This window comes from Rivularia sp. PCC 7116 (genome assembly GCF_000316665.1).
Lineage (GTDB): Bacteria > Cyanobacteriota > Cyanobacteriia > Cyanobacteriales > Nostocaceae > Rivularia.
On record NC_019678.1, the window covers coordinates 8,567,475 to 8,592,180 of the forward strand.

Annotated in this window: 18 protein-coding genes; 7 read left to right on the forward strand and 11 right to left on the reverse strand. The window is 38.9% G+C overall.

Annotated elements, in window-relative coordinates:
- Positions 1 to 59 precede the first annotated feature (59 nt).
- The 3 genes from RIV7116_RS32855 to RIV7116_RS32865 form a co-directional block, all read right to left on the reverse strand.
- Entirely contained in the window at positions 60 to 1,154 is a 1,095-nt protein-coding gene (locus tag RIV7116_RS32855) for a DUF1822 family protein (RefSeq protein WP_015122668.1), read from the reverse strand.
- Between the two features lie 34 nt (positions 1,155 to 1,188).
- On the reverse strand, positions 1,189 to 1,836 hold the full coding sequence (locus tag RIV7116_RS32860; protein WP_015122669.1) for a sigma-70 family RNA polymerase sigma factor: 648 nt from the start codon (positions 1,834 to 1,836) through the stop codon (positions 1,189 to 1,191).
- 254 nt (positions 1,837 to 2,090) lie between these two features.
- Entirely contained in the window at positions 2,091 to 3,887 is a 1,797-nt protein-coding gene (locus tag RIV7116_RS32865; RefSeq protein ID WP_044291319.1) for a glycosyltransferase family 39 protein, read from the reverse strand.
- A 98-nt stretch (positions 3,888 to 3,985) separates the two neighbouring features.
- On the opposite strand from RIV7116_RS32865, the gene RIV7116_RS32870 reads away from it, so the two are divergent.
- From RIV7116_RS32870 to RIV7116_RS32880, 3 genes are all read left to right on the forward strand, one after another.
- On the forward strand, positions 3,986 to 6,481 hold the full coding sequence (locus RIV7116_RS32870) for an ATP-dependent helicase (protein ID WP_015122671.1): 2,496 nt from the start codon (positions 3,986 to 3,988) through the stop codon (positions 6,479 to 6,481).
- A 73-nt stretch (positions 6,482 to 6,554) separates the two neighbouring features.
- Positions 6,555 to 6,884 carry an SMI1/KNR4 family protein gene (locus RIV7116_RS37465; RefSeq protein WP_083894113.1) on the forward strand — a complete coding sequence of 110 codons (330 nt, stop codon included), beginning with the start codon at positions 6,555 to 6,557 and terminating at the stop codon, positions 6,882 to 6,884.
- Between the two features lie 667 nt (positions 6,885 to 7,551).
- On the forward strand, positions 7,552 to 8,256 hold the full coding sequence (locus RIV7116_RS32880; RefSeq protein WP_015122674.1) for a hypothetical protein: 705 nt from the start codon (positions 7,552 to 7,554) through the stop codon (positions 8,254 to 8,256).
- Between the two features lie 437 nt (positions 8,257 to 8,693).
- Here the strand turns inward: RIV7116_RS32880 and RIV7116_RS32890 are convergent, their stop codons facing one another.
- The 3 genes from RIV7116_RS32890 to RIV7116_RS32900 form a co-directional block, all read right to left on the reverse strand.
- Complete coding sequence (locus tag RIV7116_RS32890) at positions 8,694 to 11,147, reverse strand: ATP-dependent Clp protease ATP-binding subunit (RefSeq protein WP_044292615.1); 2,454 nt, start codon at positions 11,145 to 11,147, stop codon at positions 8,694 to 8,696.
- 255 nt (positions 11,148 to 11,402) lie between these two features.
- Entirely contained in the window at positions 11,403 to 11,753 is a 351-nt protein-coding gene (locus RIV7116_RS32895) for a YkgJ family cysteine cluster protein (RefSeq protein ID WP_015122677.1), read from the reverse strand.
- Positions 11,754 to 11,930: 177 nt separating this feature from the next.
- Positions 11,931 to 13,139, reverse strand: a complete 1,209-nt coding sequence (locus tag RIV7116_RS32900) for an RNA-guided endonuclease TnpB family protein (RefSeq protein ID WP_015122678.1) — start codon at positions 13,137 to 13,139, stop codon at positions 11,931 to 11,933.
- Positions 13,140 to 13,403: 264 nt separating this feature from the next.
- Between RIV7116_RS32900 and psb30 the strand changes: the two genes are divergently transcribed.
- Complete coding sequence (gene psb30, locus RIV7116_RS32905; RefSeq protein ID WP_015122679.1) at positions 13,404 to 13,523, forward strand: photosystem II reaction center protein Ycf12/Psb30; 120 nt, start codon at positions 13,404 to 13,406, stop codon at positions 13,521 to 13,523.
- Positions 13,524 to 13,683: 160 nt separating this feature from the next.
- Here the strand turns inward: psb30 and recJ are convergent, their stop codons facing one another.
- Together recJ and RIV7116_RS32915 are read right to left on the reverse strand one after the other, a co-directional pair.
- A complete protein-coding gene (recJ, locus tag RIV7116_RS32910; RefSeq protein WP_015122680.1) occupies positions 13,684 to 15,780 on the reverse strand; it encodes a single-stranded-DNA-specific exonuclease RecJ in 2,097 nt (698 codons plus the stop codon).
- Positions 15,781 to 16,217: 437 nt separating this feature from the next.
- On the reverse strand, positions 16,218 to 16,643 hold the full coding sequence (locus RIV7116_RS32915) for a hypothetical protein (protein WP_015122681.1): 426 nt from the start codon (positions 16,641 to 16,643) through the stop codon (positions 16,218 to 16,220).
- 645 nt (positions 16,644 to 17,288) lie between these two features.
- Between RIV7116_RS32915 and asnB the strand changes: the two genes are divergently transcribed.
- The gene (asnB, locus tag RIV7116_RS32920) at positions 17,289 to 18,791 is read left to right on the forward strand and encodes an asparagine synthase B (RefSeq protein WP_015122682.1); all 1,503 of its coding nucleotides are present in this window, start codon (positions 17,289 to 17,291) and stop codon (positions 18,789 to 18,791) included.
- Between the two features lie 263 nt (positions 18,792 to 19,054).
- The gene (locus tag RIV7116_RS32925; protein WP_015122683.1) at positions 19,055 to 20,329 is read left to right on the forward strand and encodes a class I SAM-dependent methyltransferase; all 1,275 of its coding nucleotides are present in this window, start codon (positions 19,055 to 19,057) and stop codon (positions 20,327 to 20,329) included.
- A 576-nt stretch (positions 20,330 to 20,905) separates the two neighbouring features.
- Here the strand turns inward: RIV7116_RS32925 and RIV7116_RS32930 are convergent.
- Complete coding sequence (locus RIV7116_RS32930) at positions 20,906 to 22,273, reverse strand: DUF2330 domain-containing protein (protein WP_015122684.1); 1,368 nt, start codon at positions 22,271 to 22,273, stop codon at positions 20,906 to 20,908.
- 15 nt (positions 22,274 to 22,288) lie between these two features.
- The gene (locus tag RIV7116_RS32935; RefSeq protein WP_015122685.1) at positions 22,289 to 23,125 is read right to left on the reverse strand and encodes an RnfABCDGE type electron transport complex subunit D; all 837 of its coding nucleotides are present in this window, start codon (positions 23,123 to 23,125) and stop codon (positions 22,289 to 22,291) included.
- 215 nt (positions 23,126 to 23,340) lie between these two features.
- On the opposite strand from RIV7116_RS32935, the gene RIV7116_RS32940 reads away from it, so the two are divergent.
- Positions 23,341 to 24,015: a polysaccharide deacetylase family protein gene (locus RIV7116_RS32940; protein WP_015122686.1), complete on the forward strand. Its 675-nt coding sequence runs from the start codon at positions 23,341 to 23,343 to the stop codon at positions 24,013 to 24,015.
- Positions 24,016 to 24,171: 156 nt separating this feature from the next.
- Here RIV7116_RS32940 and RIV7116_RS32945 read toward each other — a convergent pair whose 3' ends face one another.
- A complete protein-coding gene (locus tag RIV7116_RS32945; RefSeq protein WP_044291321.1) occupies positions 24,172 to 24,501 on the reverse strand; it encodes a helix-turn-helix transcriptional regulator in 330 nt (109 codons plus the stop codon).
- Positions 24,502 to 24,706: the final 205 nt, after the last annotated feature.

Sequence of the window (24,706 nt, forward strand, 5' to 3'; positions counted from 1 at the left end):
TGTCTCACATGACATTTATTTTGGAGAATAAAAATCGTTAAGTACAAATATGTAAATAACTAAATCACAAAACTTTCTGTAATACTAGCATTATCCAAAGCTAGTTTAATGTTAAATTTATCACCTAACTCGGCAGTAAATTTAAACTGAATGTAATTATCTTTGTTTCTAGAAGTAACTGTAAAAAACGAGTTTCCTGTTGCGTCTAATCCACTTAACTGCAATGCTTGAGGAAGATAATTTGTGTCATAACCGGGATAAACTCTAACTAGAATTGCCATGCTTCCATCTGGCTTGGGTAAAATTGCTACCATTAAAGCAATAGCATTCTCACCGAAATGCATTCCCAAATCCACAGCTTTTCTAATAGCACCATTGGGGTTTTCTGGATTGATTTCCCAAAGTAGCTCGGCGGCTTTCCAGCGAATTTCTTCGTTAGAGGTATTTTTTACTAGGTGAATTAAAGCTTTTTCGGAATCTAAATCAACTTTATTTATCTCATTTTGAGTAACGTACAACTGCTCCACTGCATCTTCAATTTTTTGATAATTATCATTATTAGAAGAAATATCCGCAAACACAAACATAGGATTGATTGCTTGTCTACCGATGATTGCTTCAATACTTTTCCAGCCTTCATCAACAATATTTTCTAACCATTGACTTAGCTGAACCAGATGATCGTTAGAATGCAGCGCTACAAATAAATCATCTAAGGATTGCAATTGTTTAATATCGAGTTTTGTGCTGCTGACTTGTGGTACAAACCCCAATAAGGTTGCCCGCTTATAAGATTGATCGAGCTGTACCACAACATAACCAATGCGATTATTCCAAATATCTTTAGGAAAATAACAAGTATCTTCAGAATCTAATATCGGACGACATTCTAAATGTCCTTTTCCCGGCAAGTTTAAGTCAGCAATATTGGTACTTACTCTCGCAACAGCATTCCAACTATGACTTTGTTGTAATGAAGTCGATACATCCAACATTTGTAAATAGTTGTTAGTTGCCAATACAGCTAAAGTATTATGGTAAACTTGCAAAGATTTTTCCGAATCGGATTGTTCTCCAGCAAATTGCTTTGCTTTTTTTCTATTTGATTCTGTAATAGGAATGGAAATAGTTAGCTGCTGTGTCGAGATATTCATGAGTAAATACCGTAGTTAATCAATAATATTTTTGCTAAGTGTCTATATATCCTTGCGCTCTGCCGAAAGCTAACAGACAAGGAAGACATTTGTGGTTGTAGAAATGATTGAGAGTGCTTTCTCTCTTACCAAACTTTTCGGCTAATTCCCGCCAAGTTTTTTCATTCGGTGGTAATTTATGTTTAAACAATTCCTGACAGTTAATATGCGGGGATGAGCGCACGTGCAGACGGCGTAATTCACTACCCTGGGTTTCAATCCATTCTAAAGTTTCTTCTAAAATGGGTTGCGGTTTGTCAGCAGCAGGTATATTATCTACCGGATCTTTAAAGTTTAATTCGTTATCTTCTGACTTATGTACCCTGCTATTATTTTCTTCAGCTATTTCTCGATGAATATCCAAAATTCTAAATTTTAGATAAGCGTTGAACCAGGTAATTACATTCGCTTGAGATGGATCGTATTTGTGAATATTTTTACAAAACCAAAACCAAGTTTTCTGCAACGCATCTTCATAATATTCGGGGATAATATCACCACCCAACCAAATTTTTCCCGACTTCTGCATCTGAAAAATCAGTTTGTTTAACAACTGCTGCCGCTTCAAACTACCGCGAGGATGCCCAGAAACTTCTGTCGCTAATTGATTAAGATGCTCGTTTAAACTCTCAGAATATGCCATATGCGTAATGCTAATATATAACTGAAAAACGATTGATATATCGGACTTTGCTCTCGCACGGTTGCTCCTGCAATGAGTTTGAATTTTCCACATTGTGAGATTTTCAGGCGTAATCCAAAAAACCGCTTATATCTTTACAAAACTTTACATTTTTAGCGAAAGATTGCAATTCAGTTTTCTGTAAAGATGTTGTATTAAGGAAGACAATTGTTTTTTGTAATTAAACATCCAGCCTTCTTCTCTCTTGCTTCGTTTTACTTTTGACAGCGATAAAGTTGATAGGGAATGCCGATTCGATAATGTTGATTTTTATCAACATTGCAAGATAATGATTGATAAGCGGTAATTTGCTTGGGATAATCGCGTTTTAGTCTTCCGGGGGCAATTATCCACAAATTTAGTTGAGCAATATTTTGATTTGGTAATTCAGCTAGCTTTTCAAAAACAGCTTGAAAACCAGAAGTTTGGTTGAAAAAAGCAAAGTTAGATAAGGTTGAATTTTCTGGATTTTTGTTTATATTAAAATTCTTAACTTCTGTTTCTAAAGCCAAAGCAAAACTTAAGCCTAAGGCAACATCTTGATAATTTCGGTATGCCATTACAGCCATTACAGGAACAGTAGGCTCTTGATAAATATTTTGTGCGACTTGCTGGGGTAGATATGGTTTTTGGAAACCTAAATTATTGACAACAACAATACAGCCGATAAAACCAACCAATAAAACAATTATTAATTGGCGATTTTTTCCCGTAACTTTGAAGATATCTGCCGAGGGAGTATGTTGCTTGGAAAAATCTTGAGAAAGAAAGTTGTTATTGGTAACTAAACTGGCTGCAATCAAAGCGCTGAAACTGGGGTAATAGATAAAATTGTAGCGGGGTGCGACTGTGATATCTTTACCGAGTATGTAAGAAATCGCAAATATTTCTAACAATACTAAAGTTGTGAAAATTAATAAAGTTAGAGTAGCTAAATAAGTTTTGGGTTCTTGTAATAATAATTTAATCCCTTTAAATACTTTCCATCCCAACCAACCCGCAAATAATAGCATTAGCAAACCTGAAATGATTGCGATCGCTAAAGGCTGTCCTTCTACGGGTAGCATAATTATCATGACAACCCAACTCATCAAAGTTTGATAAAGCGGCTCAATATGCTCAGGTGTAGGTAACCAACTGGTTTCGGAGCGGTTTAAATGGTTTTGCATTACCCCAAACCAAGGAATCAAGCCGATTAAAACGGCAGTAGAAGACAAAATCAATGCTGTAAATAATTTTCGTAAAAATATTTTATTGCTGTAAAAACCTTTCAAAAGCTGGGATTTTTCTGGCGATTCTGTATTTCGCGGCAAGAAAAATAAACATATGAGCAGTAACAAAGTCGCAATTTGAGCCAAAAAGTTAAAGATGCTGAAATAATGAATATAAATACTGATAATATTAATAATTATCCAAGTCAGCCAAAGCCAAACTCGAATTTGCTGGCGTTGAAAAATATCTTGCTGAATTTGTATAAGCGCCAACAAACATAGACTTATCGTCAGCATCGGTAAAGTATAGTGTCGTGCTTCTTGGGATAAATAAACTGCAAAAGGAGAGACAGCAACAAAAGCAGCACCCATTAATCCAGCTTTGCGAGAAAAAGCCAATCGGTTGAGAAAATAAATCGCTGCAACCAAAGCAACACCAAACCATACAGCAGGCGATCGCAACTTATTTACGAAGTTTTCAGTTAAGGGAGTCATCCATCCTAAAACCTTATACATGCCGCAAAAAAATAGCGGCGGGTGAGTGGATTCCCTAGCGATATTTTGAGCAATAGTCGAACAACTGACTCCAGATTGATAGCTAAAAATATTTTGTAAACTTTCCAAAGGAAATACTACATCCAAAGGAATAAAACTATAATTTTTACCTAAACTAAAGATGGCAGTGATTACTTCATCCATCCATAAAGGTTTTAGTTCTAAATTCCAAAAACGCAGAAAAATCGCCAGCGAAATAGAAAAAGTTAAACCTAAATAATGTAAATTGAGCTTCCGATTTGTCATCATTGAATTATTAGCTAATTGAGGAGATAAATAGATAAACTCAAACCCAACCCCAACGTTTATTTTTAATATAGAAAATTTACAGTTTAACTTCCCACATGTCAGACGCTAATTCCATTCATCCAGTGCCAGAAAATGCTTTGTCAGTGACGCAATTACCGATGCTGTATACATCTTCGCGTCATACAGAGATTGCAAATATCCGTGATTCCCTACGTTCCGGACAACAACCAATGGCAGACTGGAAGGGTGGTCCCTTAGCAGTATCTGCGGTACCGGGCGCGGGTAAATCTACGGGCATGGCAGCAGCAGCAGCTATTGCGATCGCGCGTCAGTATGAAAATCGCGATACCTTACGTCCGAAAATTCGCCGTCAACTAGTAGTTGTCACCTTTACTCGTTCTGCTGCTGCTAATATTAAAGCCAAAATCCGTAAATATTTAAGAGAAGGTTTATCTTTACCTCAAACGGGTTTTGTGGTATACACGCTGCACGGTTTAGCGTTAAATATTGCCAGCCGCCACCCCGAATTATCCGGTTTAGAACTCGACTACGTCACCTTAATTACTCCCAACCAAAGCCACCGCTTCATTCGTACCGCAGTCGAAAAATGGATTGCAAATAATCCCCGACTCTACGCTCAATTAATGGAAGGAATACAATTTGACGGTGAAGAAACAGAAAGATTGCGTCGTCAATCGGTATTAAGAACAGAAGTATTGCCAGAATTAGCAACAGCGGTAATTCATGAAGCCAAAAGTTCGGGAATGACACCCGAAGATTTACATCAACTAAGCCATCAAAGCACCGATGCATATCAAGTCTTGAAAATAGCCGCAGGATTATACGAGCAATATCAAACGTTGATGAAGGATAGAGATTTTATCGACTATGACGATATGATATTAGCCGCTTTGCGAGTCTTGGAAAACGAAAGCGCCAGAAAAATCGAGCAAAAGCAAGTATTTGCCGTATTTGAAGACGAAGCACAGGATTCAAGCCCGCTTCAGACTAGGTTGTTGGAAATATTGGCGAGTGGGGAAGAGGGGGGAGAGGGGGTAGAGGGGGAAGAGGGGGAGAATTCACTTGCAATTACCAATTACCAATTACCAATTACCAACTCTCAAATTCCCAATTCCCAAATCAACTTAATTCGCGTTGGCGATCCAAATCAGGCAATTAACTCTACTTTTACACCTGCCGATCCAATTTATTTTCGTACATTTTGTCAGGAATGCGATTCAAAAGGACTTCTGGCGACGATGAATCAAGCCGGACGCAGTAGTAGAATTATTATCGAAACTGCAAACTTTGCTCTCGAATGGGTAAACAGTCTCTACCAAAGCAAACATACTTCCCCCTCTCCCCACTCTTCCCCCTCTACCTCTTCCCCCTTCCGCAACCAAAAAATTCTTCCCGTAGATGCCAACGATCCACAACCGAATGCGAATCCCGCAGCAATCGGAAGCGGCGTAGAAATTTACACGCCGAGCGATATTCATAATACCGTTGAATTACTGTCAAAAAGAATTATCGAACTATTCCCAGAAGATAATGAAAATAACGGCAGCGCGGCGATACTAGTAAGAGAAAACCGTCAAGGAAACTGGTTAAGCCAAGCACTGAGACCAATTTGCAAAAAGCATAATATTTTACTTTATGACGTAGGCGAACAAGACCGACATTCCCACGTACCAGAAGAGATATTGGCTATTTTACAATTTTGCGATAGACCTCATTCTCCCGATTTTCTCAAAGCTACTTTAGGGGTTTTAGTTAAACGAAGATTAATCGAACCCCAAGATTTAAATGCTTTAGCTTCCTTACCCGAGGAATTTTTATATCCTTCTCCCCTAGCAGCACCACAAACCGAAGCCGTCAAAAAAACTGCTGAATTTTGTCGCGACTTACTCAACGCTCGTTTACAACTACCGCTTTATCAACTCATATCATTTATTGCTTTAAAACTAGACTATCAACAAGCAGAGTTAGCAACCGCCGATAAACTTTCAGAAAGAATTAACCAACAGATTGCCGGTGAAATTTCATTAGGGGCAATGCTGAGAATACTTAGCGAAATCGTTAGCTCCGAACGCTTTGAACCAGTAGACACCGAAGACTCAGAAGCGCGTTATACCAGACGCAATCAACTGACAATAATTACCATGCACAAAGCCAAAGGCTTAGATTGGGATTATGTATTTTTGCCGTTTCTCCACGAAAACTTAATACCTGGAAAATTTTGGGTACCACCGCAAAGAAAATTCCTCGGCGACTTTACCCTATCAGAAGTAGCTCGCGCTCAAATCCGCGCTTCCCTACACGGAGAAACAAAATTACCAGACGTAATCGAAGCATGGGAACAAGCCAAACATTTGAAAATAGCCGAAGAATACCGCTTGCTTTACGTCGCCATGACAAGAGCAAAACGATTGTTGTGGTTATCCGCAGCCAAAAAAGCCCCATTTACCTGGAGTAAACCGGATAATTTGCAAGAGCAGCCAGCTTGTCCAGTTTTTAATGCCTTGAAGCGGGAGTTTACCGAATGTATTGTGGAAGAGAAAAATCAAGTTTTAACATCAACAAGAATTTAAGTTTTTGTACTTCTTGTAGGGTGTGTTACGGCTTCGATATGTTGTAAGAATAAATTACCATGTTTCATAATTAATTCTTGCGACAAATGAGGAGATTATCGCATTTGAAGAACGTACTGGTATTATTTTACCTGAAGATTACAAAGAATATTGCCAGGTATTTGGAGCAGGTGAAATAGGAAACGGGGTTGTAGAAATACATAATCCCTATCACTATATGCCTACCTATGATGAACTATGGCTTACTCGTTTAACAGAAGATCAAATAGAACCTTTAGAAGTGCAAGATGTGCAAATAATGGAGGATTATGAACTTAATAATTATTGGACAGTCAAAAAGTTGTTAAGTTCTGGATTAGTATTTGGAGTAAATAGTAAATCTCAGTGTTTTTTTGGGATTTAAATTCTTATAGCAGTGAAGACAAAAGTTATGATATTTACGCGATGTCTCACGAAGACTATGAATCGTGTAAAATTGAGCGAGATTTTTATATATTCATATATAACTACTGCTTGGGTATGAAAAAATATGAGAATATACCAGATACATTTATTCTGGATGATGAAGAGATTGCTTGGGTTTTCAGTTATTAATAAATATTTTTACAAAAATAGAAATTCATTATCTATATGAAAAATAGAATAAAATAGTTTTTATAGGTTGCGCTCCCGGTGCATTTACAATGATGGTTTTCAACAAACAAATTAGAAATTGCACCGTAACCCAACATTACCATTGCGGACAAATAGATAAGATGTTGAGTTACGACACGAATTAACAATTCTGGTTTCAAATCAAATGAATTTATGTCCTCCGGACACGCTGAGCCGCACGCTCCGCGTGAACGCTAACGTGTCGAACCTAACCTACAAAGGAAAATAGATAAGATGTTGGGTTACGACACGAATTAACAATTCTCGCTACGAATAAAACTGGTATTCGTGCCGAACCCAACCTACATATGTAAGTAATTTTATTGTGAAATATACAAAAAAAAGCACGTTTTTATTGCTTATATTGTTAGACTTTTATTTAAATTCAATTCTATTAACAATTAAAGCAATTATCAATGTATACAGAATTACTTTTATTGTCTCAAATTTTATCTACCGATAGCTTTTCAATCAACCAATCTAAATACACTCAATCGGAAACAGTAGTTAACCTTTATTCTCAACATAAATCCCAAAAAAGCCAGAAAAATTTTAACGATATGCTTGAGGCTTTAGGAGAGCGTGAAACTGGTTTCAAATCTGGAGATTTAGGACAATACAACTTCGTTAATCCACAACTATATTTTCTCGGAAAATATCAGTTTGCAGAAATTTTATTAATTAGACTTGGTTATTACAGAGCTACATCTTACTTTGGTAATGGTGCTAAGAAAAATTATTGGCGAGGTACTTGGACGAATAAAGACGGTATTAATAGTAAAGCTGAATTTCTTAATTCTCCTGAAGTTCAAGAAAAAGCAATCCGTGAAGCTTTTGGTGTTTATTGGCAAGATATCAACTATTTGATCAACAAAAGAGGTAAATCAATTGAATCATATTTGTCTCAAGTAAAGACTTTTAATGAGAGCGGAAAGCCTAAAACAATCAAAATTACTCTTTCAGGAATAATTGCAGCCGCTCATCTCAAAGGTCCCGATAAAGTTGTAGATTTATTAGTGAGTGGTAAAGTTTCTCAAGACCCTTTTGGTACTTCTATCCTGGCATATTTGTCAGAATTTGGCGGTTATGAAACAACACCGAAAGATTTTTTGCTGCCATAATATTTTTTGTTATAGCGATATTGCACCCTAACTCAACTTTAAATTGCATGAACAAATAAGATGTTGGGTTACGACACGATTTCAAAATTATCGTTACAAATCAAATTAATTATCGTGTCTAACCCAACCTACGACTGCCATAATATAGCCCCTTCCCCTCTCCTTTAACAAGGAGAGGGGTGTCCGTAGGACGGGGTGAGGTTAAATGTGTATTCCAATAAAAATCCCCCAGTAGTGATACCGGGGGTTAAAGAGTTATTACCATTTCATAAAACGTTTGCTTGAGTATATTCTCTATATTTCCCAGTGCCCTATTTTTAACTTTCATTTCCCAGAACGGGCATAAAACCCGTTTACTGGAAATATATAAGCTGTTGTTATTTTGACAAAGGGGTGTTATCCAAATGTTACCACCAAAAAGTATTTTGGTATAACTTTTAGCCAACATTAGCAAACTCTAGTTCAGATTTTTCTGACTTAATGACTTGGACTTTGCCGTCGTCGTCAACATCTATAAGTGCTGTATCGCCTGCGGTTATTTGACCTGAGAGCATTGCTTCTGCTAATGAATCTTCTAAAAGGTTCATAATTGCTCTACGTAACGGTCTGGCACCGTAACTAGGATCGTATCCTTCCTGCACTACTAAATCTTTGAAACTTTCACTTATTTGCAAGCTGATTTCTTTTTCAGCTAAGCGGCTACTAACTTCTTTGAGCAAGATCTCGGCGATTTCTTTGATTTCGTCTTTCTGGAGTTGTGTAAATACAATAATTTCATCAAGACGGTTGAGAAATTCGGGACGGAAGTAATTTTTGAGTTCTTCGTTAACCAAAGTTTTGATGCGATTGTAGTTCGCTTCTGCTTCATCTTCTAAGTTGAAGCCTAAACCACCGCCACCTTTTTCAATAACTCGCGAGCCAATGTTAGAAGTCAAGATAATCAAGGTATTCTTAAAGTCTACTTTCCTACCTTTGGCATCGGTAAGATGACCATCATCCAACATTTGCAGCAACATATTAAATATGTCAGGGTGCGCTTTTTCGATTTCGTCGAAAAGCAATACCGTGTAAGGCTTGCGACGTACTGCTTCAGTTAACTGCCCGCCTTCTTCGTAACCAACAAATCCCGGAGGTGAACCAATAAGTTTGCTGACGGTATGACGTTCCATGAATTCGGACATATCCAACCGAATCATGTTTTCTTCAGAACCGAAGAAGTAGGAAGCCAAAGATTTTGCTAATTCTGTTTTACCAACTCCGGTAGGACCTGAGAAAATAAAGCTAGCAATTGGACGGTTGGGATTCTTTAAACCAACACGAGCGCGGCGAATTGCTTTGGAAACTGCGGTAACTGCTTGCTCTTGTCCGATAAGTCTTTGATGAAGGGTATCTTCTAAGTGCAACAATACTTCAGATTCAGATTCGGTAAGCTTATTAACTGGTACTCCAGTCCAAGAAGCTACAATTTGAGCAATATCTTCTTCACCAACTACAGCTCTATTAATCTGTTCGCCAGATTCTGCATCTTTTAGCTGTACTTCTAGCTCCATTTCTTTATCGCGGAGTTCGGAAGCTTTGTCAAAATCTTGTAATTTAACTGCTTCGTTTTTCTCCTTCGCAACCGCAGTAATTTGACGTTTCAAATCGCGATCGTTAGAAGCCATCGAATGACGCAAACGCACGCGGGAACCAGCTTCATCAATCAAATCGATAGCTTTATCCGGTAAAAAACGGTCTTGGATATATCTATCGGAAAGTTGAGATGCTGCGACTAATGCTTCATCAGATATTGTTAAATTGTGATGTTGCTCGTAAGCACCGCGCAAACCCTGCAAAATTTCAATGGTTTCATCTACAGAAGGTTCGCCAATCTTAATCGGCTGGAAACGACGTTCTAAAGCCGCATCGCGCTCGATGTGCTTGCGATATTCATCCAGAGTGGTAGCTCCAATACACTGGAGTTCGCCTCTAGCTAAAGCTGGCTTGAGAATATTAGCGGCATCCATACCGCCTTCCATGCCACCCGCACCAACTAAAGTATGAATTTCGTCTATCACGAGGACGATATTTCCCGCAGAGCGGATTTCCTCCATGATTTTCTTGAGACGTTCTTCAAAATCACCCCGGAAACGAGTACCGGCTACAACTAAGCCCATATCAAGGCTGATAACTTGCTTTTCCTGCAAGATATCGGGTACATCATTGTTGAAAATCCGCTGTGCCAAACCTTCAGCAATGGCTGTTTTACCGACACCAGGTTCGCCGATTAATACAGGATTGTTTTTAGTGCGTCTTCCCAAAACTTGGACGGTACGCTCAATCTCTTTTTCCCTACCGACTACGGGGTCTAATTTACCTTCTGCCGCTAACTTAGTAAGATTTCTTCCAAATTCTTCTAAAGTTGCCATTTGGTTGCGTCTAGTGCTACCACCGCCAACACCAGCACCAACAGATGCGACTTCACCCAAGCGGCGAATAACAGCAGTGCGAAGCTGCTTCAAATCAACATCTAAATTTTGCAATACTTTAGCAGCAACACCTTCACCAGCTTCAGTTAAGCCGAGAAGCAAGTGTTCGGTACCAATATAATTGTGTCCTAAAGAGCGAGCTTCCTTAAAAGACTGCTCGAATAAAGTTTTAACTTTAGGAGTAAAAGGAATTTCTGGTGGAACGAAACCAGAACCTCTACCAATAATTTTTTCGACTTCGCGGCGTGCATCTCTAAGAGTTACACCCATATCCGTCAGCACTTTGGCAGCAACACCCGTTTCTTCTCCCAGCAATCCCAAGAGAATTTGTTCCGTCCCTACAAAATTGTGCCCCAGGCGACGTGCCTCCTCCTGGGCGAGCATAACTACCTTAATTGCTTCGGAAGTAAAGTGTTCAAACATAATGGGTTCTTGCTCCCTCGCTGAACGGTTAGCAGTGAAAACAAATTCACTTTTTTCTGAACATTTGTCTACTTTTCTTAAGGATAATGTATCTTTATTTCTCATGCACTGGCAGTAGGGAGACCCGTAAGCTATTGGGTGTAGTTGCCGCCCGTTTTTAGGGATGGGGAAGAGGGGGTAGAAAAGGTAGAGGGGGAAGATGCCAATTACCAATGACCTATTCCCAATCCCCCATGCCCAATGCCCAATTCCCATTCATATCCCAATTGCTTTGTTAAATCGCATCATTTCAAAACTGCGATCGCCATAAATTGATTCTATCTGCTGATGACAGCAATCAATGGCAAAGTCGTTTAATTCTTCGGGTTCGATATCAAATAAATCTTTGAATACTTCTGGCTCTACACGACAAAATCGCGGACGCTCGGCATAAATACCGCATTCGCGGCTTTCATGAACGTAATTAATACACCATCCATCTTCTCCCACCATACTTAAATATTTATCTAATTCTTCGGGAGTAAGATATTCTTCTATCTCAGGACGCTCTGCTGGGTTTAGATAGCAGCAGGCTCCACATCGCTTTACACATTCCCAAGTTGCCATTTTTTCGGTTTTTTAATCAGTAACAAATGCCACTACTGTTTTTTATATATGTAATTATCAGGTAGTCAAATCATTAATTAGCTTGACCTATGAGTCCTCTATCGTCCCTGACCATATACTTCTACAAAATAGTATTTTGACATGCTCCCCAGGCTCAAGGCATGGGGATTCCAATAATCACTTCTTGGGTTTCCTCTTTCGGCGACCCGACTTATTTGAAGGAGTTTCCTCACTCAAACAGAGGTTGATGTCTCCAGAGGCGTTAGTTCCGACGTGACCCGCCGTACTCAGACCTTTTTCTAAAATATTGCGTGCTGCGTTATGGTCGCGGTCTTGGGTGTGTCCACAATCAGGACAAACGTGGGTTCTAGTACTAAGAGATTTTTTAACAACTTCTCCACAGTTTGAGCAGTTTTGAGAAGTGTAGTGAGGTGGAACTGCAACAGTCACCACGCCAAATACCTGACCGAAATACTCAACCCACTTCCGGAACAACGACCATGACGCATCACTAATTGACTTAGCTAAGCGACGATTTTTGACCATACTCCGCACCTGTAAATCTTCATAGGCCACGAGGTCGTTAGACTTGACTACGCACCTTGCTGTTTTGACAGCAAAGTCTTTACGCTGGCGACTTATTTTGAGGTGCTTGCGAGCGAGTTTATTTCTAAACTTAACTCTATTCTTAGAGCCTTTTTTAGTTTTAGATAAACGACGTTGCAGTCGTTTCAAAGACTTCTCACTTTTACACAGATGTCTAGGATTAGCAATGGTTTCCCCATTACTATCTGTATAGAAATGAGTTAACCCAAGGTCAATACCAATAGTCTTTCCTGTTGGCTGCCGATTCTCTATTCGCTCAACGTCAACGCAAAACTGAGCATAATACCCGTCAGCACGACGCACAACTCGCACTCTTTTAAACTGCTTGAGTTGATAAAAATTGAGGTCGCGAGTCCCCCAAAGTTTAAAACTCCCAGCCTTGAAACCATCACTAAAGGTTATGTTCGTGCGGTCTTCGGAAAGTTTCCACCCACTGGTTTTATATTCAACACAACCATGTGTTTGTTCCTTCTTAAACCTCGGAAAACCTTTTTTTCCTGGCTTCTTTTTCTTGCAGTTGTCGAAGAATTTAGCAATCGCCGACCACGCCCTTTCTGCACTAGCTTGACGAGCCATCGAGTTAAGTTTAGAAACCCAAGGAAACTCCGGCTTCGCAGCAAGTACAGCGCAGAATTTGCTCAGGTCGTATCGTCCAACACCTTTGTTGTCTATCCAGTATCGGAGGCAGCTATTACGAACAAAGCGAGCAGTGCGAATAGCCTCATCAAGCTTCCGGTACTGCTCGCTTTGTCCTTCAAGTTTTGCCTCAAATACGACCATCTTACGTCGAATAAGTTGACATAAAGAACTCTACCATAAATATACTTTTAGTTAAATTCCCCCTAGAAGGGGGAGGCTTTAGACCCATTCTTTTCGGTAAATCACTCATCAAACTTAAAATCAATTTGCTTTTGTTCGTTTTTTATATCTTTTTTTATCATTTTGTTAAGTAAATTAAAATTTGGTGCCGATTCTCGGATACGATCTATATCCAGGAAAGACTTTTCTCTTATTCAATTTTTTTAAGACAACTGGGAGGATACTATGGAAGCTTTAGCCAATGTCAATTGGGAAGTAATTTTTCAGCTAACGTCTGTAGCACTAATTATGTTAGCTGGCCCTGCGGTGATTTTTGTGTTGGCATTTCGCGGTGGCGATATGTAATTTTCTTCGGGAGTTACGAGTTACACTCATAACTCCTGCAAGAAGTCAAGGGTTTAAGATTTTAGGTTAAAGGTTAAAGGTCAAAGGTTAAAGGTCAAAGGTTAAAGGTTCAAAATTATTAGCTCTTCATTCCTAGCTCCTAACTTTCCACTTCTCATTTCTAACTCTTCAGTGATTTTAAAGCTTTCAGAGCCGCTTGAATAATATCGTAGTAAGGGGATTGAGATATATCAACCTTTTGGGCTTGCTCGCGATTAATTCCTAATAAACCTATATTATGTCCCGACTGAACCGCTAAAACTTTATTTTCGGGACTTTTAATTCTTAATTCTGCTGAAGAACCTTTCTGATAGATACCGCATATATACTGACGGCTACTATATACAAATGTGGCTCTAACTGGTTTGTCTTTGTAAGTAAAAAATAGGCGATCGCTATCTGCAAGTCTTACCCCTAATACTTCCAACTCGATAGAAGTGTTACCGTTAAAATTGTTTTCTTTAAGCTTATATGCAATATCTATTTTGTATGGTGGTTTTGGTAGCGGGAAATAATCGCGCCATCGCCAAGCTATGCCTTTGATTTTATGCTGTTGCCCATCAATTGCCTGAGCAACCGTTAACTTAATATGACCTTTTCCAACAATTTGCTGCTCTACGACTTGAACGTTAGGAGTCCAAAAAACCGGATTCGGGTTATCAATTCCACAAGGTTCTAAAGCATTAATTTGCTGGTAAAGTTCTCGATTGACTTCATTAATATTAGCTAAAGCGTCAATCTTCAATAAAGGTTTGAGGTGTTGAAGTTCGAGACACTGGTTTGCAAACTCGCTCAAACGCTGGCGTACTGCCTGCAAATTCTCTGCCGGTAAAGAAAATCCTCCCGCTGCTTTGTGTCCCCCATATTTCCCGAGGTAATCGTCGCAATATTGCAAAGCGTCAAAAACATTAAACTCGGGAATACCTCGGGCAGAGCCGCGAATATGGTTGTCATCTTCATAAGTACCGATAAAAACCGGAACTCCATAACGTTCAACTAAGCGAGAAGCAACAATCCCAATTACCCCATGATGCCAATCTGGTTGAACTACAACTAATACTCGATCTTCTTTTAAAGAAGCAAGATATTCGGTTTCTACAACTTCAATAGCTTTTTTTTCAATTTCCTCACACATCTCCCTACGGCTAGCATTAGTCGCTTCGCACTGCATTGCCCGTTCGAGTGCTATACCTACATCATCAGTAGTTAATAATTCTATAACTATTTGGGGGTCGCCAATTCTACCAATAGCATTAATTCTAGGCCCCAAACGGAAACCTATATCGTCAGGTTTCAGAGATTTAGGGTTATTAATTTTTGAATTACTAAATTTGGGAGTTACCGCTCCTTGGCTACCCAAAGCTTGCACTCCAGCCATTTGAATCAATGCTTGTATCCCTGCTAATTGAGATTTGGGTAATAACCGTAAACCGCGTTTTACCCAGGTACGGTTAACCCCCACCAGCGGAGCCAAATCTGCAATTGTTCCTAGAGCAAATAATTCCAGCATCGTATCCGATATTTCTTCGGCTCTGCCCAACTTTTCTGCCAAAGACATCGCCAAAATATAAGCGACACCAACACCAGCAACGCCTCGATAAACGGAGGATTCAGGTAGTAACTTAGGATTTAAAATTGCGTCAGCAGGAGGTAATTTCTGAGGAATATCGTGATGATCTGTAATAATTGTTTTTAATCCTAGTTCCTTAGCTCTAGCAATAGGTTCAAATGCGGAGATGCCATTGTCTACAGTTAGGATTATTCCTACACCTTCCGAATCAAACTCTTCAATAATTCGTTTATTGATACCATAACCTTCGTGCATCCGACTGGGGATAGCATAATCAACATCAGCTCCAAAAGTTCTCAAACTTCTCAAAAGTAAAGCCGTACTAGTCATCCCATCAGCATCATAATCCCCACAAATAGCTATTTTTTCTTGATTTGCAATTGCATTTTGCAGCAAATCAACACTCATGGCTAAATCCGGAAATTCCTCTAACGGTTCTGGTAAATTTAATGATTGTGGATTTAAAAATATTTCGGCAGTATCGGGTAAATCAAAGCCACGATTTATTAATAGCTGATTTATTAGAGGCGGCATATTAGTTACCTGCCCCAGTTTTCTTGCTAATTCAGTTTTTTGAGGATAAATTTGCCAGCGCTGTAATGGTAAATTATGACGACGCGAAGATTCGGGCTTGAGTTCGTCTTGCATACGAAAAATTAGTATGAGTTAGGAATTGAGAGTTAAGAATCAGGATTTAGAAATTGCGAGAAAGTAGAATATTTTCATTAACCTACGAACGCAACAACATTTTCAAGAGAGTTAAAAACATTGTTATCAAAGTTATCAACTTTAGAGTTCCTGTCTCAGCCTAAAAAATACTACCCATACAAATACAATTAGAGAATCAAAATTTATCTTCTTATAATAAAAAACCCGGTTTACAGTTTCAATTAGCAGATTTTTAGTTGCTAAATAAAAATAAACCGGTTTTTAGATTTATTAAATATGGAATCAATCAACGCAGCTAATGTATGAAGTACTTTGAAACTTAATTCTTACAACATGCCGAATGCGATTCTTCGCTCTTTGAGCAAAAGGCATATAAATTTCACTCTAGCAGCAATGACTTAATTCCAGGTTTACTGCTAAAGCATCTGTACGCGCCCATCATCGCGTATATAAATACCTCTATCTCCACCAATACGCCATTCGGGACGCAGCTCGACTTGCAGGGTAGCAAAGTTTGGTTTGGAAAGATTAGCTTTCAAAGATAATCCGTCTTGATTCCAGAAAACTACAGATATATTAGGTTCGGTTCCGTCTCCTTGTTCTAATCTTACTTGCTGTCCGGGGCGTAACAAAATTGGATTGCTACCCTGTGGTTTCTCTAAATAAATTGGATTTGGTGTTTTGTTTACTACCTGTACTCTGATGCGTCTACCGGGTGTAAATTGCAGTGGCTTTGTTCCGCACTGAGAAGCACAGGTTCCGGCAATCGCAGAATCAAGATTATGATTAAATCCTAGTAATAGGCTTGTTGCTATTAAAGTTGCAGATAATAATTTCGACATCGCTAGCTAAACTGGTAGAAGTAAAATAAGGTAAATTTGAATACCCCAAGCTAACACCATTGTGAGAAAATGAGTATCGCAAATGTATGTAACCAGAGCAGAATGTTGCTTACCTGAGTTCGGTAAACACCGCTGTTAAATTGCAATTACACTCAAATAAATTTACGGTTTCATTTATAAAAATCATCGCGAATCAACAATTATCCTAAAACTGACAAATTTGAGCATTTAATTTAATATTCAGCGATTATCATCAAAAAGCCAAGGATAATTAACTTGCTATTTTCTTGACAATAAAATTTTCAATATCCGTATTTTGCTAACTCAAAAAATCTCCCAAACTACTTGCAATACAAATAATTAAAAGGATAAATAAAAAATAATTCTGATGATAAATATAACTTAGTCAATGATTATTTTATACATGCATCGATACAGATTGAATAGGTTATAAGATATTTTTGTCTATAATTTGAGCCATAGCTTCTTATATCTACAATTTTAGCGCTAAGAATAAAAAATATAAAAAACTTAGAAAATGCAAATGTTTAAATTTGATGACTTTTAAAATGTCGGTTTTTCTGTTTTGCAAGAATATGAGTCAGCTAAGGTGTAAAATATATACTTTATAATCTACTAGAAAATATGTGCGGTATTACTGGTATCTGGGGTGACACCAATCCCATTTTGGTAAAAAGCATGATGGATAGCATCGCTCACCGAGGCCCTGATGCAGAAGGAATGTATACTCCTGCAAATCAATCCGGGAATTTGGGACACCGACGCTTGAGTATTATGGACCCAAAAGGTGGAGACCAGCCAATCTACGGAGAAGTCCCAACTCGTGCGATTATCGCAAACGGAGAAATTTATAACTTTCCTCAATTACGTTCCAATTTACAAGAGCAAAGTGATTTTCAAACTAGCAGCGATAGCGAAGCTATTCTCAGACTTTACGAAGATAGGGGAGTTTCTGCAATAGAAGAACTTGATGGAATGTACGCTTTTGCGATAGCGGATGGAGATAAGTTATTAGTGGCTCGCGACCCAATTGGTATCAAACCTCTATATTATGGGGAAATGGGCGGAGCTTGGGTGTTTGCTTCGGAACTCAAAGCGATTTCTCAACATTGCAATAACGTTAAAGAGTTTCCCCCCGGTAGTTATTACCATTCAGACCAAGGCTTTTCTACTTTTTATAGCGTTCCAGATTTATACCCGGATAGCAGTGTTGATGTCGAAGCCTTAATCGCAAGAGTGCGTCAGACGGTAGAAGAATCCGTAATTAAGCGCTTAATGAGCGATGTGCCTTTAGGGGCTTTTCTTTCTGGTGGACTTGATAGCAGCATTATTGCAGCAGTTGCCAAGCAGCATAAACAAGAGTTGCACACTTTTAGCGTTGGTATTGGCAACAGTCGTGATTTAGAAGCAGCTCGTTTGGTAAGCGCCCATTTAGGAACAATTCATCACGAGTACATTATTACTCCAGAAGAAGTAAACGCCAAACTACCAGAAATTATTTATTTCTTAGAATCTTTTGACCAAGATTTGGTTCGCAGCGCCATTCCTTGCTACTTTACCTCTCGAATGGCAGCCGATTATGTCAAAGTTATCCTTACCGGAGAAGGTGCGGACGAGCTATTTGCAGGCTATACCTACTATAAAGATATTCCCGACGAAGAAATTCTTCACAAAGAATTACGTCGCTCGGTTTCTAGTTTGCACAATATCAATTTACAACGAGTTGACCGGATGACAATGGCTCATGCCATTGAAGGAAGGGTTCCATTCCTAGATTTGAACATGATTGAATTAGGTCAGCAAATTCCAGCTAATCTGAAATTAGTCGGAGAACCCTTAGTCGAAAAATGGATTTTGCGTAAAGCCTTTGAGGATATGCTTCCCTCAGAAATCGTCTGGAGAAAAAAAGAACAGTTTGACGAAGGAAGTGGAACTGTAGATATGTTAGAAGAAATGCTTTCGCAGAAAATGACCACCGCAGAAGCTAAAAATTATCAAACAAAATACTCTCATATCACTTTGCGATCGCCCGAAGAATGTTTTTATCACAATATTTTCATGGATGTTTTTAAGAATTATGAGGTTGTATCAAGTAATGTTGCTCGTTGGTCAGAACGCCCTGTATAAAGTTTAATAGCCTGATTTAATTTTTCTTAACAATTCCTGTAAGCCTTGATTGATAAGCTGTTTAGCCGCTGGATTTAAAAAGTAAGTTGACAATCTGGTTTAGGTGCAAAATAGTATCAAAAAGACATGCTTGGCGAGAAAAATACACGTATAAAACGTTGTAATTCCCGCACAAACTTGAACTGGGGTTTTGTATAGGGTGTAGCGTGTGAGAGAATAAGTATGAATTCTCTCTTGATAGAAATTTCATTTCTTTAGGGTATATGAATCAACAGACTGTGTTGAATAACGTATTAAACAACTACGCTAAAGCAGTTGAAGTAGGAGCCTATGACAGTAAATTAATGGGTCTGGGTAGCAAGTGCGATAGCGTGCGGCAGTATTGGGAAGACCGTTATACCCGTTACGTTCTTAGCCCTCCTATTCGGCGGTTGCTCGAAAGAACGCGAGCCGATAATCGAGGAATTCGGATTATGGATCTTGGATGTGGTGCAGGCGAAGGGTGGAATATCCTCACAACCTTACCCCGTACAAGTCCAACTTTAGATTCTCAATTCAGTTCACTTTTGGGTGGATCGGATATCGATTTTTATAAAGGGGTTGATATCAGCCCTGCAATGATAGGCAAAGCTGAGAGTATTCACGCTCATCACGACCAAACTAAATTTGTTGTGGCAGACCTTGATGAAGGGCTTCCTATCGAATCTGGGGAAAAACCTTACGATGTTTATTTCTCTTCCTATGGGTCTTTATCTCACCTCTCTGACGACAGCCTCGGCAAGTTAGTTGGAGATATTTGCCAGAATATGGGCGATAGAGCTATTTTTGTAGCTGATTTGCTCGGTCGTTATTCCTACGAATGGCCTTGTTATTGGGGAGAAGTTCAAGGAAAAGCCAGCGACATGCAGACTTATTCTATGTCTTATCTTTATCCCCCAGAGAAAAGAAATACAGAAGATGTAGAGAGATTTCCAATTCGTTACTGGGGTGGAGAAGAACTCGACTGCTTCTTGAGAGTAGTTGCAGAAAAAATGAATGTCAAAGTTGGAGAGTTTCATTTGTGCGATCGCTCTATCTTAGTAGGTCGTCATACAGATACTAGCGAATTCAACCCCCAAGCCTCTCCCCTGAGAAGTGCTATAAACTCTTTACACGCAATCGACATACGCACCGATTTAACCCAATTAATTTTTGACTATCAGCCCCATCCGAAACACCCTCACATCAACCGCTTTTTCCAAAACCTACAAACTGCTTGGAATGCATTGGTATACGGCTGCATAGAAAGTCTAGATATGTGGCGCAATCCTGAAAAATTGCTGATCGAACCACCAATAGAACAACCACCGATTGTTCTAGACAGCATTCGTATTCTGCGCCGTCTGATTAATCAAGCCCCTAACTTACACTTTGATGACCCCCGAGCCAATTTGATTGAACCCCAACTAGCTTATTTACTACGAAACCTAGAATGGAATCTTCAGCAAGGTTTAGGGGCTTCTCATGGTTTATTAGCAATATACGAATTTCGCCGTTAGATCGTAACGACGAAAATAGAATGGCTGTTTGAAATGTTGAAAATAGACTTGAATAACAATCCATAAGAAATTTAGTTTTGTGGATAGTTATTTGCTTCTATATTTCAAAAGCGTCCTTTGATTTCAGGATTCAGTGAATGTTGAATTATCTTAGACAGTTCAATTAAATACTTGGAATTTTTTGTCAGCGATTTGAGTTGACCGATTTTTTCAAAAAACTTGTGAGGAGTTGCAAATGTCAGCAGGGGGCATAATGCCCCTAATGCTTCTTTCTAGCAAATATTTTACTTGATGAGAAATTAACAGAAGATTATATTAATAAATTCCTAATCTAAAGATATACCATAAAATTAGTTTAATTAATCATACGATTGTAACTTTTTTTAATAGCCAGAATTCAATTCCAACTCAAATCCGACTTTAGTTATTTTTGAATAAGATAAAACAAAATTGTCAATTTCAGTAAACACTATGCAGTACAGCCTCTAAGCAAGATAGCAATCCCAAAATTCTGGCGATCGCTATCCTACTATTTAAAAATCATTGCTGCGAACTGCAAACAGTCCGGTTAATTGCTTACATTCCAAACCAGGAAAGAAAGCCTTGCCAAAATGAAATACTTGCTTGTCCTTCAAGCTTCATTTTTTGGCGGATATCTTGAATATTCCAGTTAGTTAATCTGGCGAGAGTTTGTGCTTCTTTTTCAAAACGTTTTCTTAAACTTCTTTTATATTGCCTGCCAGCGCTACAGTCAGTTTTGCCAGTAAAAGCATGTTGTAAAACGTAACGTCCTTGAAAATTGTCGCGATTAGAAGTTTCCTGAAACATCAAGTCTTCAGGAAACTTATTGCGGGTATAGCGGACGTGCAAACGAGTAATGAAAACGTTATTAGAAACTGGACGGCGACGGAAATTAGGAGGTGCGATTTCATTAGAATTATCATTCAGCCAAAATACTCCAGCATCCTTAAGTTCTTCTCTTGATAGTGGATCGGCCGAACAAGGGTCGCAATTACTCATATCCCAAGCGTATTCTAAAAATGCAACCTTTTTATCTTCTTTTGTATATGAAGTTTGGAACATGGATTTGTAAAAGTCACCAAACTCTTCTTTGATATACACCGGAATATTCACATTTGAGGGAATTTTTGCAGTGCGGTAGTTAGTAAGTTCCGCTTGTCCTTTAGGCGAAAGAATATAGGCAATTAAATCTTGTTCTGATGTCGAATTAACCATCCCCAAACGAATCGGTAACATAAACTTAGGAGATTCGTAGGCAATTTGTAGAGGACGAAGTTTCTGATAACCGTTTTCGTCAAACTTTTCTAAGTTAACTTTTGCCACAAAGAACTTCATCTTTTGACGAATATAAGGTCTTAGTAGCTGTTTCGCACCCCTAGGAATTTTGTAACCGTTACCGCGAAGCCATCTTTCTAAACCTCTCGATTCCTTGGCGCTGAGGATAACAATATCGTATTCACCCACATTAAATTGTGCTTCCACCGTCACACCCAAATTGCGGTTACTTCTTTTCATCGCTTGATTTGCTATTGGTGCTGGAGGTGGAGCTGCACTTTCTAATGCTCTGTCATACATAACAGGGGCACAGGGGTCATCATCAAAATATTCGACTAATCGCGGAGCGCTAAAAGCATCCAAACGTTCGATTATTTTAGGTTTACCAACCTGAACTTGTTCTTCCTTTAATACAGTCGGTACGGGTACAACCATAGCAAAATCTTTGACATCGCCTTGATAATCATTCGCCATAGTTAATACAGTGCGATTATCTTTACGAGCGATTACCACCTGAGAAGCTTTGTTATACAGCTTTGAATCTGCCTTAGCAACATAAAAACCACAAAAAGCCAAAGCCGAAGGAGTAAAGCCAATAAGGATTACAAAAGCTAACAATACACAAATTAGTGCGCGAAATATTTTCATAAGAGTTTTTATTTTTTAGTGGTTAGTTGTTAGTTGTTCATTGCTCCACGAAAATCGCGATGCTTTCCAAAGCTGGTCGAATATAACCGTCAGCGGTGCCAGAGCAAATAATGCCCAAAATACTGCTGTGGAAAGATAAAAATTGTTTCGCAGAACAAAGGTTACTAGGGCAATGCAAGCTGCCCAAGTTAATCTTCCAACACGGGAATTGGGGATGGAGCGGGGATCGGTCACCATGAACAATGCAAACAGCAGCAAAGAACCGCTCATCAAACGATGTATGTAAACATCCCAAGTCCAATCCAGCCATAAATTACGTGCAGCCTCTAAGAAGGCGTAAAAACCTAAAAAAGCTGCCGTAGTATCCCAACGTCCGATACGATGCAAAATCATGCCACCCGTACCAACAAACAACAGTCCATACCACCAGTCTTCGCCCCATTGCCCTGGAGAAACCCAAGCATCAGGAGTTAGAACCAATGCAGAAATGATTCCGAAATTTGCTGGATTGAAAAAATGCTTATTTCCGAACTTAAAAACAAATTTACTGGCGATCGCCATTGCAGCAGCAAACAACATCGTTGTGGGATAATCGGCTCGTAGAAGTAAGCTAATTCCCAAAGATGTAATTAAAGGACTGCGAATATTTGTCTTATGCTCAAGATTTTCTTTGACCTTTGCAAACGACCAAAGATTTACGATAAACGTTAAGAGCCATTGCGTAACTAAGCTAGTAGCAATTGCAACTAATATCATCGTCGGTCGCAGCGTCCAATCTCTTGTACCTATACCTAAAACAAGGAACAAAGAAAGATAAACTATTTGATAATCTCGTATATCTTTAAACAACATTACCGGTTCATTCCGGGATTACTCCTAAATTTATCTCAATCTAAACTATAAAAAAGTTATTTGGTTATATGGTTACAGAATTTGTTACAGCAACTATATGAACAATTTGACACTCGAATGCTGCTGCTCGTTCCCAAACGACTGCTGGTAAAACTTTTTAACTAAAATCTAAAATCTAAAATCTAAAATCCAACATCCAAAATCTAAAGTCCTAAATGCAGCTTTATCCCTTATTTCCGCTTATATACCCAGTTCTCAAATCAAGTTTTCCCAAATGTCTTTGGAGAGGTAATCCCAATTCCAAAACTATCGCTCTTACTTTCGATGATGGCCCCCATCCGCAATATACGCCGCAACTACTAAAAGTTTTAGAGCACTATCAAATTCAAGCAAGTTTTTTTTGGCTGGGTGTTTGCGTTGAACGTGCGCCACATATAGCCCAACAAGTTCATTCTCGCGGACATTGGATAGGATTACATGGCTATTCCCATCATAATTTTCCCTTGCTTTCCCCCGAAGAACTCAAGCAAAGTCTAGAAAAAACCCAAACAGCTATTTACAATGCTTGTAATTTATCGCCAGAAAAGGTACGCGATATCCGCCCACCAAACGGCTTATTTACCCCTAGAACTTTACAACTATTTGAGCGGTGGAATTACCGTCCTGTAATGTGGAGTGTTGTTCCTGAAGATTGGGTAAGTCCGGGAATAGCTAAAGTTGTTGACAGAGTCATGAAAAACTTAGAAAACGGGTCTTTGATAGTATTACATGATGGGGTTTGCGGTGGAGAAAATGTAGCACAGATAGCACAAATTATTATCCCAAAGCTATTGGAGCAGGGATATCAATTTACTACTGTCGATACTTTATGGCAATCGGCTATAAGTTAACGATTAACAGTTAAGTAAGTAGGCAGAAAAAAACATACCTATATAACAGAATGTAAATTAGCCTTAAACCCTTACTCCGACTGCCAACTGCCGACTGCCGACTGGCTTGTCCTAATTACAATTTTCAACACCAACCTACTTACCAGCTACAGCTAATTACTCGTTAACAATTACTTCTTCGGCTGCCTCTACTTCCTCTGTTTTGTCTTCGTCAGTGCCTAATAAATTATGAATTTCTTGCAAGGAAGCAGGCTTTGCTGATGCTTCTTGGGGAATATCGCTTTCGCATTCAATCAAGTCTTCCACTTTACAGTTAAGAGCTTTACAAAATTTAATTATTCTTTGAATGTGGTCTGTACCCGTTCTACCACTTTCCCAATTTTGAATCGTACTTTCCGTAACACCTACAAGACGAGACAGTTCTAGCTGGGTTAGACCTGCCTTTTCACGAAGAAAAGCTATTCTTGGTTTTGGTTTTGCTTTCACAATACGGCACTCATGCGCGTCTATAGCCGTACATCCTAGCATCAAAAAAATAGAGCCGCCTAACTTTTTTAACCAAAGACTTGACACCCTTAAGTTCTTTGGTTAAATTGTTTAGGTATAGAGATTCAATTTAAGATATTAACCGTTCGGGGTAAATCTCAGGATTTCTGATCGAAGTTAACTAGTAGCTATTAACTGTTAACTA